This is a genomic window from Halopseudomonas sp. (assembly GCF_036961105.1).
Taxonomy (GTDB): domain Bacteria; phylum Pseudomonadota; class Gammaproteobacteria; order Pseudomonadales; family Pseudomonadaceae; genus Halopseudomonas.
This window is the reverse complement of sequence record NZ_JBALWW010000021.1, coordinates 23,308-39,085: the sequence shown is the minus strand read 5'-3', so window position 1 is coordinate 39,085 and position 15,778 is coordinate 23,308. Positions and strand designations below refer to the sequence as shown.

The following is a 15,778-nucleotide window of genomic DNA, read 5'->3' as shown; positions in this document are numbered from 1 at the left end:
GTCCGCCTACAGGTAGCAGACCAGAGCTGCTCGGCTTGAACCTACGCAGCTTTAGGGCTTTCGTATGAAATTGTTTCGGCAGGCGCGCGCCCTCTCCATCACCCCAATGATTCCCCTCTAATCAATCAGACTACCGCTTGGCTCCCAAGGCGCAGCCACGCTGCTACTCTCAGCCCATCCATCACCTCTGTAAAAGGACTGCATACATGTCTCAAGCCGCCGGTCGTCAGTCGATCTTCATTACAGGTGCCGCCTCCGGCATGGGCCGCGAGACAGCGCGTTTGTTTCACGAGAAGGGCTGGTTCGTGGGCGCCTTTGATGTGAATCCAGCGGGGCTGGCAGCCTTGCAGGCAGAGCTGGGCGCCGTCAACTGCATCATTCAGACCCTGGATGTGAGCGACAAGTCGCAGTTTGACGCGGCGGTGGCAACCTTTGGCGCAGCCACCGGTGGGCGCATGGACATTCTGTTCAACAATGCCGGCATCATCATGCGCGGCTTCTTCGATGAGATGTCCTTTGAGGATCAGTTGAAGATCATCAACGTGAACCTCATCGGCGTGCTCAATGGCACCCACGCTGCGCTACCGCTGCTGAAGGACACGCCCAACGCGCTCTGCTTCAACACCTCTTCCTCTTCCGCGACCATGGGCATGCCGTTGATTGCCGTGTACTCGGCCAGCAAACATGCGGTAAAAGGCCTTACCGAGGCGCTGTCGAATGAGTTTCGGCGCTTTGATATTCGCTGCGCCGACGCGCTGCCTGGCTTGATTCGAACCGGCATGACCTCTGACGAGTTTCTCGCCAAGGCGCCCGATCAGGGGCCGTTCCGGCTGATCGAGGCTGTGGAGGTGGCCAAGGTGGTATGGGCCAGCTACCACTCCGAGCAATTGCACTGGTATATCCCGGAAGACCTAGCCGGCCTGGACAAGGCTGCTGGCGATAATCCGGAACTGCTGCGCGACAAACTGGGGCGGCACATGGAGGTATGACGCTGGCACAAGCGTGATGCCGGCCGGAAACACAACAGGGGCGCCAATGCGCCCCTGCCTTCTGGGTCGCCGTGTTTACTTGCTGGCGGCGTCTACCTCCACGGCACTAACTACTTCGGCCGCGTCAGGCTGCGCTGGCGGTGCCATGGGCACCTGAACCAGGTTGGCAGTCCTGGCCGGAGGCAGTTTGTACATGGCGCCGGTAACCGGATCGACCAATAGCAGACCGATTGCTCCCCCAATCAGCACATTGCCCCAATACCAGCCGTCCATGCTGGAGTCCAAGGTCTGGCTTTGTTGCTCATAGCCGTCTTTGGTGAATTGCAGGTTGTAACGCGCCCCCCGGAAATAGCCATCGCCTGCCTTCAAGGTGACAGTGCTGGGGGTGGTGCCCTGGTGAATTACGCTGCCGCTGCGGTTGCGAATCTGATATTCAGCGCCTGGCGGCTCGGATTTCACGACCACGGGATATTGCGAGTCGCTCACGATGCTGGCGCAACCGGAGACGAACAATGTGGCAGAGACTGACGCTGCCAGGGCGAGCTTTTTCATGCTTGTCATTCAGAAGAATCCTTCTTCATTGATTTTATTAGTATGTACTTCCGTTACCGCCGCCCGATCATAATCAGCGCTCTGTGCAATGTCATTATGATATTTGAATATCTGGTTTACTTTCCGGCACTTACCCCACAACCGGGGCGCCGGGGTGCCGCTCAGCAGTGCTGCCTGCCCCTGCTTTCGCTAGCGCATTGGAGCCCTCTCTGCGCGCCCCGGACACAGCCGTGGCTGCCGAAGCCAATGCGAAGGCGTGCAAAGCTGCCCGGCAGGGTTGCGACACCCCGGCTCAGGGGGTAGCCTGCACCCGTGTCCAAAACCTGATGAGTACTGCATGCAAGTTGTTGTCTGGGACCTTCCTCTTCGCCTGTTTCACTGGCTGCTGGCTCTATGTGTCACTGGCGCTCTGGTGACGGTGAGCCTGGGTGGCAACTGGATGGTCTGGCATGAGCGATTCGGTCTGGCCGTGCTGGGATTGCTGACCTTCCGTCTGGTTTGGGGGCTGGTGGGTGGCACCTACGCGCGCTTCAGCAATTTCTTTCCTACCCCCTCGCGCGTGTCCTGCTATTTGCGTGGCCAATGGTATGAGCTGGGCCACAACCCGCTGGGCGCTTTTTCAGTATTTGCCATGCTGGCGCTGTTCAGCTTTCAAGCGCTGACCGGCCTGATTACCAATGATGACGTCGCCTTCTACGGTCCGCTGACGCGACTGGTATCCAGCGAAGTGGGCGCGCTGGTGAGTGGTTGGCACAGATCGACCGAAGAGCTGATTTACGTCGTGATCGGCCTGCACATCCTGGCCATCGTCATTTACCGGCTGCGCGGCAAGAAGCTGGTGGGCGCGATGTTGCATGGTCGCAAAGAGTCAGAACAGGCGCTCAAGCCCGATCCGCATAGCGGCGGGGCTCTGGCGCTGAGCATTGCGCTGATTATTGCCATTGGCATGGTCTGGCTGGCATGGGGCAGTTGGATTCCTGCCCCGCCACCGGCGCCGGCGGTGCCAGCCTGGTAAGCCTGCCACAGCCCGACATTGCGGGCTGAACAGGCCAGGACCAACCAGCCTCAATCCATGCGGTACTTTTCATGGCAGGCCTTGCAGCTCTTGCCCACCTCGCCAAAGGCTACCCGTACCGCATCCTTATCGCCGCTCTGCGCGGTAGCAGCCAGATTATCGGCGGCCGTGCTCAGATCGCCGGCCAGCTGCGCGACCTCCTGCATGTTGTCGAATAACGCCGGATCCACGCGGGTGTGCAGATCGCCAATATCCTTGTCGGTACCCGGACCAAAGAGCGCGCCCATGCCGGAATTGGCGATGGCCGCAATAGTGTTGGCGGCAGCGCTGACCTGCTGTTGGTTGTATTCGACGCTGCCATCAATTACCTGAGCCTTGATCTTGCTCATGTTCCAGGACATGTAGCGATAGCCCGACTGGCGGATTTCGATCTGATCTTCTGGCGACACCTGCGCAAACGAGGTAACGGCACCGCCCAGTAAAATGGCGCTCAGCGCGCCGACAATCATGGATTTCATGGTTTCTCTCTCTTGTGTTTTTATCAGGCTGATTCTCAATGCCGGCTCAGCATAGCACCCCAAGCGGCGCTATCGCATGGTGGTGGCCGCTCTATTGCGGCCGTTTGCGCTCCGCCAGCGTGGTGAAAGCGATATGCGTACTGGGGAATATCTCGTCGATCTGGGTGGTAATCCAATCGGTGTGTTCCAGGTGGTCCATCAGCGGGCCCTTGACCTCCGCCAGATGCAGATGGATGTCGCGCTCGCTCAAGCCCAGCGTGAGTTCACTGAGCATGTCCAGCCCCGTACTGTCGATATGATTGACCGCAGACAGAATCAGTAACACTTCGCGGGTATCGGGATAATCCGCCAGTGCCTGGTAAATGGCCTGTTCCACCGCCTTGGTGTTGGCGAAGAAGATGTTTTCGTCAATCCGCAGCGCCAGCAACTGCGGCACCGTCTCCACCAGGTGGCGTTTGGTATTGCGAAAGTGATGGGTCTCCGGCACCCGGCCCACCACCGCTACATGCGGCCGGCTACCGCGCCACAACTGGGCGACGATGGACAGACCGACACCGAGAATGATGCCGCCCTCTACGCCGAGTATCAGCACACCCAGCAGGGTGCTGAGCAGCGTCAGGCCCTCGGCGCGGTCATAGCGCCAGGCGCGGGTCAGGCTGCGCAGGTCGATCAGCGGAGTCACCGCAACCATGATTACCGCTGCCAGCATCACCAGCGGCAGATAGGCGAACAGTGGCGCCACCGTCAGCAGTATCAGGCCGATCATCAGCGCGGCGATCCCGCCGGCAAGGGGGGTGTTGGCACCAGCTTCGATATTCACGCTGGAGCGGGAGAAACCGCCCGCCACGGCAAAGCCCCCGGTAATCGCCGAGCCCAGATTGGCGGCCCCCAGGCCCAGCAGCTCGCGATCGGGGTTGATGCTCTGCCGTTTGCGCCTGGCCAGGGATTGGGCGATGGATACGCTCTCGACAAAAGTCACCAGACTGATCAACGCGGCCGGCAGCAACAGCTGGCGCAGATCACCCAGCCCGGGCGTATTCCATACCAGCGCGGGCAGCCCGGCCGGCAGATTGCCCACCACAGGCACGCCGTGGCTGGCCAGATCAAGGAACCAGGTGCCCCACACCGCCACCAGCACTACCACTATGGGCGCCAGTCGTGACAGCAGCGTCGCCACTGCTGGCGTCAACCCCACCGCTCGCAGGTGGCTGGCCATCAGGCTGCGCGCATACAGCAGCCAGGCCAGCGCCGCCAGTCCCATGGCCAGTACCAGCGTGTTGTTCAGATGCCAATCGTTCAGTAGCTCGCGCAGACTGTGCGGCAGATTCTCGCGGCCCAGCAGACTCGGCAATTGACTGAGTATGATCAGAATGGCGGCGCCACTGATAAAACCGCTGATCACCGGATGGCTGAGGAAGTTGGCCAGAAAGCCCAGGCGCAACAGCCCCAGCACAAACAGCATGACGCCAGACAACAACGCCAGCCAGATGGCCAGCTGCATGTAATCGGCGCTACCCAGCGTAGCCAGCGGCGTCAGCAGGGTGGCGGTCATCAGCCCGGTGACCGCTACCGGACCCACCGACATGCTCATGCTGCTGCCAAACAGCGCGTAGCCCAGCAGCGGCAACAGACTGGCGTACAGTCCCACTTGCACCGGCATGCCGGCCAGCATGGCGTAGGCCATGCTCTGCGGGATCACCATGATACTGAGCACCAGACCGGCGGTCAGATCACCGCCCAGCCAGGCGCGCCGATAATGGCGCAGCCAGGCCAGCATTTCCGGTCCGCCGGGCGGCTGCAGCCGCGGATTGTCGCTCACGCGGTAGCACGCCGATCAAAGCGCCCGAACAACCACATGCCCAGCAGCATGGCGGCGACAAAGAGCAATGCCTGCGGTACCAAAGCGGCGGCAGCCACCAGGGCCGGGCCGGGGCAGAAGCCGGCAATGCCCCAGCCAGTGCCGAACAGCAGGCTGCCAACGATCAAACGGGCATCGATCTGGCGCGTGCCCGGAAGCTGTGGCGTCTCGCCGCGCAAGGTGCGACCGCTGCGCTGAATCCACTGCATGGGCAGCAGCGCAACGCCAATGGCACCCAGCATGACCAGCGCCAGCGAAGGATCCCAGGCGCCTGCCAGGTCGAGAAAACCCAGCACCTTGGCCGGGTTGGCCATCCCTGACAGCAGCAAGCCGACGCCGAACAACAGGCCGCTGAGCAGTGCAATTAACAGCCGCATGATCAGACTCCCAATAAATGTCGCAGCACAAAAACGCAGGCAAAGCCTGCCGCCATGAAGCTCAGCGTAGCCACCAGCGAGCGCGCCGACAGCCGCGCCAGCCCGCAGACACCATGACCGCTGGTACAGCCCGAGCCCAGGCGCGAGCCAAAGCCGACCAGCAGCCCGGCCACCATCAGCCCCAGCGGACCTGCCTCGATCTGCACCCGAACCTCGCCGGCCAACAGCAGATACAACCAGGGCGCCAGCAACAGACCGGCAATAAACAACAGTCCCTCGCCATTGCCCGCTTGCGGTTGCAACAAGCGGCCAAGCAACCCACTGATGCCGGCGATGCGCCCGTTGAACAGCATCAACAGCGCAGCAGCCAGGCCGATCAACATCCCACCGGCCAGGGCCGTACCCGGGGTAAAAGCCACCCAGTCAATCTGCATCGTTGGCCTCCTCGGCGCAGAACAACCCATAGAGTGTATGCAGTATCGCCAGTGCCTGCGGGCTGGCCACGCGATAGTAGACCTGCTTGCCTTCGCGCCGCGTGGCAACCAGCCCTTCCCGGCGCAGCACCGCCAGCTGTTGCGACAGGGTCGGCTGCAGTATGCCAAGCAACTGTTCCAGCTCGCCCACATTGCGCTCGCCGTCGACCAGTTGGCACAGCAGCAGCAGACGGTCGCGATTGGCCAACGCCTTGAGCAATTGCTGGGCCTGATCGGCTGCTACCGACAGGCGATTGATATCGAGCGGGTCGTTCACGGTACGGAATCCCTATTCCTCAGTTGACACACAATATATAAAAAAATAGATTGATTGCAACTCGACACAGCCAATCGGAGCAGCGCATGAGCGATGACCGCGTAGCCGTAACCCTGCAGCAACAGGAAGCTTTTCGGTTTCTGGTGCAGTATCCCGAGAGTTCTACCCCGCAACTGATAACCGATGAACCGGCACCGCTCGGCACGGGCCAGGGTCCCAGCCCGGCGCAACTGCTGGTTACCGCACTGGGCAATTGCCTGAGCGACAGCCTGGTGTTTGCCCTTGGCAAGTTCCATCAACCCAACGACGGCATTCGTACCGAGGCCGTGGGTCACCTTGGCCGCAACGCCGACAACCTGCTGCGGATAGTCGGCGTGGACGTAGACCTGCATCTGGGCCATCCGGCAGCCGCATTTCAACGGCTGGATCGCATCCTCGATCAGTTCGAGCGTTTCTGCACCGTGTCGCAAAGCGTGGTTGCTGCGCTACCCATCCAGCTCAGGGTATTCGACAGCGAAGGCAAGCAGCTCAAGGGCTGAGCCACTCATCTGTGCTGAATCGGGCATCATCACCGAGCCGCACCTGGCTGGTGCGCGGCGCCCGCTTGGCCGATACTCGCCGCACACCCCAACAGCACAGGAGATATTGGCATGACCCAGCAACGCTTCGACCTGACCGGCAAGACCGCCCTGATCACCGGCGCCTCCAGCGGCCTGGGCGCCCACTTTGCTCGCCTGCTGGCCAGCGCAGGCGCCCGCGTGGTGGTTGCCGCCCGCCGGGCCGAGCGGCTCTGCGCTTTGGTCGATGAGCTCAAGCAGCAGGGCCATGAAGCGCTGGCGGTGACCATGGACGTAACCGACAGCGACAGCGTGGAGGCCGGGTTCAGCGCCGCCGAGCAGGCTTTCGGCGTGTGCGACATTCTGGTCAACAACGCCGGCATAGGCGATCCGGTGCCCTTTCTGGAAATGACGGAAGGCAACTGGCGCAGCATGCTGGATACCAATCTCGACGGCGCCTGGCGCGTTGCTCACCGTGCCTGTGTGGCCATGGCCAAGGGCGGGCAGGGCGGCAGCGTGATCAATATCGCCTCCATTCTCGGCCTGCGTGTGGGCACCGCTCTGAGCCACTACGCTGTCGCCAAGGCCGGTGTCGTGCAGCTGACCAAGGCCATGGCGCTGGAGCTGGCACGCGACAACATCCGCGTAAACGCCATCGCCCCCGGCTATTTCCGTACCGAGATGAATACCGACTACTTCGACACCGAGCACGGCCAGAATTACATCCGCAGCAAGGTGCCGATGCGTCGCCTCGGTCAACTGGAAGAGCTGGACGGGCCATTGTTGCTCTTGGCCAGTGAGGCCGGCGCCTTCATGACCGGCAGTGTGCTGAATGTAGATGGTGGCCATTTGAGCAATAGCCTGTAAGCCAGCCATCAGACTGGCAGGCGAGCCGCGCAGAGGCTATTGTCAGGCCATTGGAACCCGGATGTTTTAATGGCCACAACTACCCATACCAAGACCGGTCAACTGATCGTGCTGATCGGCGGCGTCGCCCTTGGCCTGTTTTTTCTCTATCTGGCCGCCAATGCCTGGCAGCAGCGCGAGCTGCATTGGCAGCGCCAGTTGGAGATGCAGGCCAGGATTACCCAACTGAGCATCGAACAGAGCCAGCTGACCCTGCGCAATCAGGCGCAGATGGCAGCCAACGGCCTGGTGCAGGACCCCGATACCCGGCGCTTGATCCGGCGCCTGCACACCCTCAACCAGGCGCAACCCAAAGACGAGACAGAGATATTGCGCCTGCGTGAGCAGCTGCGCGCTGACCTGAACGGGGTCTGGACCATACTGCAGGCTGGCGGCGCCCAGGTGCTGGAAGTTCAACTGTCAGAGCCTCGGCTGTCACTGCTGCGCATGCAGCAGGACCCGGATCCGATAGAGCCTTTGGTAGAGAGCAACCGCCCGTTGCTGACGCAGGCGCTGAGCGCGGGGCAGGCGCAGCTCGGGCTGGAGAGCGGTCCTCTGGGGGTGCGCCAGACAGCGGTGGTGCCGGTGTATGGTGGCGATAATCCTGACGGTCCGGTCATCGCGACCCTGACCGTGGGCTTCTATGCGCTGGCGCCCAACCTCAGCGACACTGCCAGCGCCGAGATCGATACTGCGCTGCTGATTCCCGCTGGCGCGCTCTCGGATCACAGCAAGATGCGCCTGGCCAGCAACGGCCGCTGGTTGCTCGGGCGTCATTCCAATATGGCCATCGACGACTGGCTGGACCGCGCCGAACTACCCACCACGGTCAACACCCCAGATCACCAGCAGATCAATCTGGATGGTCGTGAATATCTGTTTACCTCGTTGCCGCTGGTCGAGCCGGACGCCGCCATCACTGAAACCCACAAGGCAGCGCGCATCGTCACCTGGCAGGATATTTCCGCCGCTGCCACGCAGCATCAGCAGGACCTGTCACGGCTGCTGCTCAACTGGCTGCTGACCTGCCTGGCCACCCTGGTATTGCTGGGCATACTGCTGTTGGCATTTCGCAGCGCGACCCAACGCCAGTCCGCCGTGCATCAACGGGCAATACTTGCAGAAAGCCAGCAACGCGAACTGAGCCGACAACTGCTGACCATCATCGCCAGGGCGCAGTCGGCCTATATTCAGCGTGATCAGGTCGAGCGTGGTTTCAACGAGCTGCTGGAGCAGATTCTGCGCTTGACCGAGAGTCGCTTTGGTGTGGTCGCGCAGGTACGTGACAAAGACCGGCAACCGCAACTAGTGCCCTACGCGGTGAGCAGTCTGAGCGCCGCCGGCAAGGAACTACAGCCGGATCTGCGGCTGGCGCAGCGGCTGCTCGAAAATAACCTGACGCTGATCGAATCGCTGGCCTGCAGCAGCGAGGTGATAATAGACCCGGTGCTCAGCGCCGACGATGGCCTGCATTCCTTCCTCGGCCTGCCCATTTGCCATGGCGAGCGCCTGCTCGGCGTGCTCGCGTTGGGCAACCGCGCCCAGGGCTACAGCCAGGAGATGGTGAGCTTTCTGGAGCCCTTACTGGCAACCCTGGGTCAGTTGATCAACGCCTTGCAACAAAACCAGGAGAAGCACCTGATCCAGCGGCGGCTGGAGCGCCAGCGGCACACCCTGCGGTCACTCAACGAGATTGCGGCCGCCAGCGGCATCAACCTGCTGGAGCGGCTGACCCGCACCCTGCAGCTGGGCTGCGAACACCTGCAACTGGACCTGGGCCTGATCAGCCAGATTGCAAACAACAGCTATACCGTGGTGGCCGGCTACGCTGTGGATACGGCGCCGGAACCCGGCACCCAGTTCGATTTCGAGCAGACCTATTGCAGCCTGACCTACCGGCACAGCGATGTGCTGGCGATCAACGCCATGGGCAGTTCGCGTTTTCACGCCCATCCCTGTTATCAGCAGTTCGGGCTGGAGTCCTACATTGGCGTTGCCGTGCACGTGGACGGCAAGCGTTGGGGTACGCTGAATTTTTCCAGCACCCAGCGGCGGGAGCAGCCCTTTGACGAGGTCGATCTGGAATTCATGCGTCTGTGCGGCCGCTGGATCAGCAGGCTGCTGGAACAAGACCAGGCGGCACAGCAGCGCGAAGAGCTATTGCAGCGTTTGAACAAGTTGACCCGCCACCTGCCGGGCATGGTCTATCAATATCAGCTGGCGGCCGATGGCGAAGCCTGGTTTCCCTATAGCAGTTCAGGCATCAACGATATTTATGGCATCACCCCCGAACAGGCAGCCAGTGGCGGTCAGTTGGCGCTGGAACGGGTGCACCCTGACGATCTGGAAGGGCTGATTGAAAGCATTACCGAATCGGCCCTGCGACTGCAGACCTGGCGCACCGAGTACCGCGTGCGGCATCCGCTCAAGGGCGATATCTGGGTGGCCGGCTTTGCCAGCCCCGAGCTGCTCGACAACGGCAACATCGTCTGGCACGGATTTATCGCCGACATCACCGAGCGCAAGCGCTTCCAACTTGCCCTGGCCAGCGAGCAACAGCGTCTGGCACGAGTGATAGATGCTACCGGCATAGGCACTTGGGAATGGGATTTGCCGAGCGACCAGATGGTGGTCGATGAACGTTGGGCACAGATGCTCGGATATCAGGTGAGCGAGCTCATGCCTGTTACCACCACTTCTTGGACCGCGCTGGTGCACCCCGACGACCGTGCTGACTTCCAGCAGCAGTTGACCGCGCATTTGCAGGGTGCAACAGAGCTTTACAGTTGCACTTATCGCTTGCAACACCGCAGTGGCAACTGGGTATGGATACAGGATCGCGGCCAGGTACTGGAACGCACCGCTGAAGGCGCGCCGCTGCGCATGAGCGGCACCCACGCCGATATCAGCATGGAAATGCAGCGTGCCGACGAGATGCGCCAGGCGCGCTCCTTTCTGGCCGCGCTGGTGGACGCCTCCACCGAAGTAGCCATCATGGCGACAGACACCCAAGGCAATATCACGGTGTTCAACTCCGGCGCGGAAAAATTGCTTGGTTACGCCGCCAACGAAGTGGTGGGCAAACTGTCCCCTCTGCATTTTCATCTGCCGAGTGAAACCCGCCGGCACGCGGAAGTATTGAGTGCCGAGGCTGGACACCCGGTGGAAGGCGCCGAGATATTCTTCCATCGCGCGCGCCAGGGTCACTCCGATACCCTGCCCTGGACCTTCGTGCGCAAGGACGGCCAGCAGCGCCTGGTCAATTTCACCGTCACCCGTATAGCAGACGAGCCCAGCGAGCTGCGCGGTTTCCTCGGCATGGCTACCGATATTACCGACCTGATTCAGACCACCCGAGCGTTGCAGAAGAGCGAGTCGCGGTTTCGTGGAATGGTCAGCAACCTTCCGGGCGCAGTATATCGCTGTCAGGCGGATGACCATTGGACCATGTCCTACCTCAGCAATGAGATTGAACAAATCACTGGGTATCCCGCCAGCGATTTCATCCACAATCATCGCCGCAGCTACCTGAGCATTATCCACCCTCACGACCTTCAAAAGGCCGGCCGTAGCAGCGGCAGCGACGGCCAGACCGGCTTTGAGCGCACCTACCGCATCTTGCATGCCGCAGGTCATGAGGTGCAGGTGCGCGAAAAAGGGCGGGGGGAGTACCACAGCAATGGCGAATTGCGCTGGTACGACGGTTTTATCTGGGACGTGACCGAGCAGACGCGTGTCGAGCAGTTGAAATCGCAGTTTGTCTCTACCGTCAGCCACGAATTGCGCACCCCGCTGACCGCCATTTCCGGCTCACTGCGGTTGGTCAACAGCGGCGCACTGGGCCCGATACCCGAGCAGATGCAGAAGCTCCTTGGCATCGCCGAGCAGAACAGTCAGCGCCTGAACGTTCTGATCAATGATTTGCTCGATATGGATAAGCTGGCTGCCGGCAAGATGCTCTTCGAGATGCGGCTGCAGCCGCTGCTACCGATTCTGCACAAGGCGCTGGAGCTTAACCAGAGCTACGCTGACCAGTACCAGATCAGTCAGCGTCTGATCCGTGAGGACGATGCCTTTATCTCCGTTGACGCGCTGCGCCTGGGGCAGGTGTTGAGCAATCTTCTATCCAATGCCGTCAAATTCTCCAAGCCCGGGGGCGACGTCCAGCTCAGCAGCGAACTACTGGATGGACAGGTGTGCATCAGCGTCATCGATCAGGGTGCGGGCATTCCCCAGGCTTTCCATGCACGGCTGTTTCACAAGTTTTCCCAGTTCGACAGTTCCACTACTAGAGCAAGGGGCGGATCCGGTCTTGGGCTGGCAATAAGCCAGGAGCTGATACAGCACATGGGTGGAAGTATCGGTTTTGAATCACAGCCAGGGATTGGCTCACGGTTTTGGTGTTGCCTCCCGGTAGCAGAGCTGCAACCCTACCAGTCCGACAGTACACTGATTTCGCCCAGGGAGGCGCAGTGATGGCCATGGCGCATGATGCCAACGAAGAGCAACGTCTCGCCGCACTGGCGCAGTACCAGATCATGGACAGCGCCAGCGAGCAGGCTTTTGACGATATCACCGCGCTGGCTTCGCTGTGGCTGGACATGCCCATCGCGTTGATATCGCTGGTTGATGATCAGCGTCAGTGGTTCAAGAGTCGCGTCGGGCTGGATGCCCAGCAAACCTATCGCGACCTGGCCTTCTGCGCGCATGCCATCGAGCAGGGCGTGATGATGGAGGTGCCCGACGCGCGCCTTGATCCGCGCTTCAGCCACAACCCGTTGGTGACCGAGTCGCCCCACGTCCGTTTCTATGCCGGCATGCCGATCAGCACGCCCTTGGGGCACCGTTTAGGCACGCTTTGCGTCATCGACAGCAAACCGCGGCAGCTCGAACCGCGCCAGCGCGAGACACTAGAACGTCTGTCCCGCATGGTCGAGTACCAGCTGCAGCTGCGCCTGAACCTGCTGCACAGCGCCAGGCGCGAAGACGAGCTGCAGGAAGAGCGCGCGCTGGCAGAGGGCCTGCTGGACAACATGCACGCCGGGGTGGCGGTGTGCGACGCCAAAGGGGAACTCACGCGCTTCAACAATACTGCGCGCGCCTGGCACGGGCTGGACGTACGCAAAATGCCGCCGGAACAATGGGCAGACTATTACGATTTGTACCGCGCAGATTGCACTACGCCTCTGCCGATCGAGGAAATTCCGCTACTGCGTGCCTGGCGCGGGGAGCACGTGGAGAACGCCGAAATATGTCTGCAGGCCCAATCCCAGGCACCGCGCATTCTGCTGTGCAACGGCGGCCCGCTACAACGGCACTCGAGGTGCTCGGCGGCCATGGTGGTGATGCACGATATTACCGAGTTGCGCCAGGCCACCCTGCAGAAAAGCCAGTTTCTGGCCACTGTCAGCCATGAACTGCGTACGCCGCTGACGTCGCTGAGCGGCGCTGTTGGCCTGCTGCGTGGTGGGGCCCAGGGCGATCTGCCTGCTGCGGCGCAGCGGCTACTGCAGATAGCGCATGACAATGCCAGCCGACTGAACGAGCTGATCAACGATCTACTCGACATGGAAAAGCTGGAAGCCGGCAAGCTGCCGCTGGTATGCCACGAGCAACCGCTGCGCCCCCTGCTGGAACAGGCGCTGGAAGACAATCGGCCCTATGCACAACGCTTCAAGGTCAGCTTGCAGCTGACCGAACCCTGCGCCAACCCCATAGTGCTGGTGGATGCCCGCCGGTTACTGCAGGTATTGAGCAATTACCTGTCCAACGCCGCCAAGTTTTCCCACGAGCTGGGGGAGGTGCGTATCGAATGCGAGCAGCTGGCTGAACGAGTTGAGGTACGGGTTATAGATCAGGGCATCGGCATAGATCCGAAGCACCACAGTGCCCTGTTTCAGAAATTTGCCCAATTGGATATGGGCGACACCCGCAAGCGCGGCGGCACCGGTCTGGGACTGGCTATCTGCAAGGAGCTGATCGAGCGCATGCAGGGCGAGGTGGGAGTTTCGTCCAGGCTTGGCGAGGGCGCCAGCTTCTGGTTTCGTCTACCCTTGCCGGCTGCAGAAGGAGACTGATGAAAGCGCCATACCGGGCCGCATTGGCTACACTGCATGCCTGGCCCTAACAGCCGTTTGCGGGTTGGTTTGCCCAGCGCAACGCCTATACCCAGCTCCGCCGCAGTAATCGACCAATGGATCAGAGTCCCATGAACAAGCTCGAACGCATCATGCATATTGAAGACGACCTGTCGATTCAGGAGGTTGCCCGCGTAGCACTGGAATTGGTGGGTGGCTTTACCGTCAAAAGCTGTGACTCCGGCATGACCGGTCTGACGGAAGCCGCAGACTTTAATCCGCAGCTGGTGCTGCTGGATGTAATGATGCCCGGCATGGATGGCCCGCAAACCCTTGCCGAACTCCAGAAGCTGCCCTGCATGCTCGGCGTGCCGGTAGTGTTCATGACCGCCAAGGCACAAAACCAGGAAGTCGCTGCCTATCGCGAACTTGGTGCCGCCGGGGTCATCATCAAACCTTTCGACCCGATGGCCCTGTCCGACCAGATTCGCGAGATTTGGAGAGAGCACCATGCATGATAACGATCAGCTGGGGCCGCAGCTTGCCGCACTGGAAGCCCGCTTTCGGGAACGCCTGAACAAGGAACTGGAAACCCTCAAGCAGCTCGCCGCTCGCCTGCCAGCAGGCGGGCCGGATGCGGACGCGGCGCTGCTGGAGGTACGCGACCGCCTGCACAAGCTGGCCGGCTCGGCCGGTACCTTCGGTTACGGCGAACTGGGCAGTCGCTGCCGTGAACTGGAAACCCAGGCGCAGAACGAAATCGACCGGGCCGGCGGCAGCAATCAGGCGGCACTGAACGCCCTGGCAGTCGCCACCCAGCATCTGCACGTATTACTGCAGCGCAACCAGCAGGGGCAGGACAAAGCGCAGCCGCAACCCTTGAGCGCAGGGACCAGCCTGGGCAGCGGTGGTCGGCATATCGGCCTGCTGATCGCCGACAGCGCCCTGGCGCAGCAGATGAGCCAGACGCTGACCAGTTTCGGCTACCAAGTCAGTCTGTTTCGCCGGCAGGCCGAGCTCGGCGAGGCCACTGCCAGGCTCGACGCCCTGGTGGTAGACACCAGCCCGCACGGCTACAACATGCTGTTGCAGGCTCCCTTTGCCGACAACACCACCGAGGCGCCGCCACTGCTGGTCATCAGCTCCCAGGACGACTTCATCAGCCGCCTGCAGGCGGTGCGCGCCGGCGCTCGCGGCTTTTTCACCAAACCGGTCGACCTGCCCTCGCTGGAAAGCCGCCTGGAACGCTGTTTCAACAATCACCTGGGGGGGCCTTTCCGGGTGCTGGTGGTGGATGATGACGCCGAACTGGCGACACGCTATCAGTTGGTACTGAGCAACAATGGCATGCTGGTGGAAACCGCCTTCGACCCCAATCTGCTGCTGGAGAAAATGCACAATTTTCTGCCCGATGTGGTGTTGATGGACATCAACATGCCCGACTACAACGGGCCCGAACTGGCTCAGGTGATACGCCTCAATGACGACTGGCTGCGCGTGCCCATCGTTTACCTTTCGGCCGAGACCAACGCCGAACGGCAGATGTCGGCGCTGCTCAAGGCTGGCGACGATTTCATCACCAAACCCATCAGTGACAACGCCCTGCTGACCACCGTCTACGCCCGCGCCCAGCGCGCCCGCATGGTCAGCGAGGCGCTGGCCCGCGACAGCCTGACGGGGTTGCTCAAGCACGCCGACATCAAGGAACAGGTAGAAATAGAAGTGGAGCGGGCGCGGCGCAGCCAGCAGCCCATGACCGTGGCCATGATCGATATCGATCATTTCAAGTCGGTCAACGACCAGTACGGCCATGCGGTTGGCGACAACGTGATTCGCGGGCTGTCGAATCTGCTGCGCCAGCGCCTGCGCAAGGTAGACCGCCTGGGGCGCTACGGCGGCGAAGAGTTTGTCGCCGTGCTGCCCAACTGCGCCACCAGCGATGCCTGGCTGATCCTCGAGGAAATCCGCGAGGCTTTCCACGCCCTGCAGTTTTCCTCCGGCAACCAGAGCTTTTACTGCAGTTTCAGCGCCGGCATCAGCGGCTGCGTCGCGCCCGAGTGGGAGTGCGACCATCTGCTTGAGCACGCCGACCGCAACCTCTACCGCGCCAAGCATGCTGGCCGCAATCAGATCATAGGTCCGGCTCAGCGTAACTCCGCCGATTGACGGCAGGTGGCAA

14 protein-coding genes are annotated in these 15,778 nt (G+C 61.4%); 8 read left to right on the top strand and 6 right to left on the bottom strand.

What is annotated here, in order from left to right:
- Positions 1-206: 206 nt before the first annotated feature.
- The gene (locus V7756_RS16070) at positions 207-989 is read left to right on the top strand and encodes an SDR family oxidoreductase (RefSeq protein WP_335611213.1); all 783 of its coding nucleotides are present in this window, start codon (positions 207-209) and stop codon (positions 987-989) included.
- 75 nt (positions 990-1,064) lie between these two features.
- On the opposite strand, the gene V7756_RS16065 is transcribed toward V7756_RS16070, so the two are convergent.
- Positions 1,065-1,550, bottom strand: coding sequence for a hypothetical protein (locus V7756_RS16065; protein WP_335611212.1), 486 nt, complete (start codon positions 1,548-1,550; stop codon positions 1,065-1,067).
- Positions 1,551-1,878: 328 nt separating this feature from the next.
- Between V7756_RS16065 and V7756_RS16060 the strand changes: the two genes are divergently transcribed.
- The gene (locus V7756_RS16060) at positions 1,879-2,556 is read left to right on the top strand and encodes a cytochrome b/b6 domain-containing protein (RefSeq protein ID WP_335611211.1); all 678 of its coding nucleotides are present in this window, start codon (positions 1,879-1,881) and stop codon (positions 2,554-2,556) included.
- Between the two features lie 50 nt (positions 2,557-2,606).
- On the opposite strand, the gene V7756_RS16055 is transcribed toward V7756_RS16060, so the two are convergent.
- The 5 genes from V7756_RS16055 to V7756_RS16035 form a co-directional block, all read right to left on the bottom strand.
- The gene (locus V7756_RS16055; RefSeq protein WP_335611210.1) at positions 2,607-3,074 is read right to left on the bottom strand and encodes a c-type cytochrome; all 468 of its coding nucleotides are present in this window, start codon (positions 3,072-3,074) and stop codon (positions 2,607-2,609) included.
- A gap of 91 nt (positions 3,075-3,165) precedes the next feature.
- Positions 3,166-4,893 (bottom strand): SulP family inorganic anion transporter, encoded by a 1,728-nt coding sequence (locus V7756_RS16050; RefSeq protein WP_335611209.1) that lies wholly within the window; start codon positions 4,891-4,893, stop codon positions 3,166-3,168.
- Complete coding sequence (locus V7756_RS16045; RefSeq protein ID WP_335611208.1) at positions 4,890-5,309, bottom strand: DUF6691 family protein; 420 nt, start codon at positions 5,307-5,309, stop codon at positions 4,890-4,892. The genes V7756_RS16050 and V7756_RS16045 overlap by 4 nt, the downstream gene beginning before the upstream one ends.
- A gap of 2 nt (positions 5,310-5,311) precedes the next feature.
- Positions 5,312-5,743 carry a YeeE/YedE family protein gene (locus tag V7756_RS16040; protein ID WP_335611207.1) on the bottom strand — a complete coding sequence of 144 codons (432 nt, stop codon included), beginning with the start codon at positions 5,741-5,743 and terminating at the stop codon, positions 5,312-5,314.
- Entirely contained in the window at positions 5,733-6,059 is a 327-nt protein-coding gene (locus V7756_RS16035) for an ArsR/SmtB family transcription factor (protein WP_335611206.1), read from the bottom strand. The genes V7756_RS16040 and V7756_RS16035 overlap by 11 nt, the downstream gene beginning before the upstream one ends.
- 86 nt (positions 6,060-6,145) lie before the next feature.
- Between V7756_RS16035 and V7756_RS16030 the strand changes: the two genes are divergently transcribed.
- The 6 genes from V7756_RS16030 to V7756_RS16005 all read left to right on the top strand — a co-directional run bounded on the left by V7756_RS16030 (position 6,146) and on the right by V7756_RS16005 (position 15,765).
- A complete protein-coding gene (locus V7756_RS16030; protein WP_335611205.1) occupies positions 6,146-6,598 on the top strand; it encodes an OsmC family protein in 453 nt (150 codons plus the stop codon).
- A gap of 111 nt (positions 6,599-6,709) precedes the next feature.
- On the top strand, positions 6,710-7,483 hold the full coding sequence (locus V7756_RS16025) for an SDR family NAD(P)-dependent oxidoreductase (protein WP_335611204.1): 774 nt from the start codon (positions 6,710-6,712) through the stop codon (positions 7,481-7,483).
- Between the two features lie 69 nt (positions 7,484-7,552).
- Positions 7,553-11,998, top strand: a complete 4,446-nt coding sequence (locus V7756_RS16020; protein ID WP_335611203.1) for a PAS domain-containing protein — start codon at positions 7,553-7,555, stop codon at positions 11,996-11,998.
- Entirely contained in the window at positions 11,998-13,599 is a 1,602-nt protein-coding gene (locus tag V7756_RS16015; RefSeq protein WP_335611202.1) for a sensor histidine kinase, read from the top strand. Before V7756_RS16020 ends, V7756_RS16015 begins: the two co-directional genes overlap by 1 nt.
- Before the next feature lie 131 nt (positions 13,600-13,730).
- Entirely contained in the window at positions 13,731-14,117 is a 387-nt protein-coding gene (locus V7756_RS16010; protein WP_335611201.1) for a response regulator, read from the top strand.
- The gene (locus V7756_RS16005) at positions 14,110-15,765 is read left to right on the top strand and encodes a diguanylate cyclase (RefSeq protein ID WP_335611200.1); all 1,656 of its coding nucleotides are present in this window, start codon (positions 14,110-14,112) and stop codon (positions 15,763-15,765) included. The genes V7756_RS16010 and V7756_RS16005 overlap by 8 nt, the downstream gene beginning before the upstream one ends.
- Positions 15,766-15,778 lie beyond the last annotated feature (13 nt).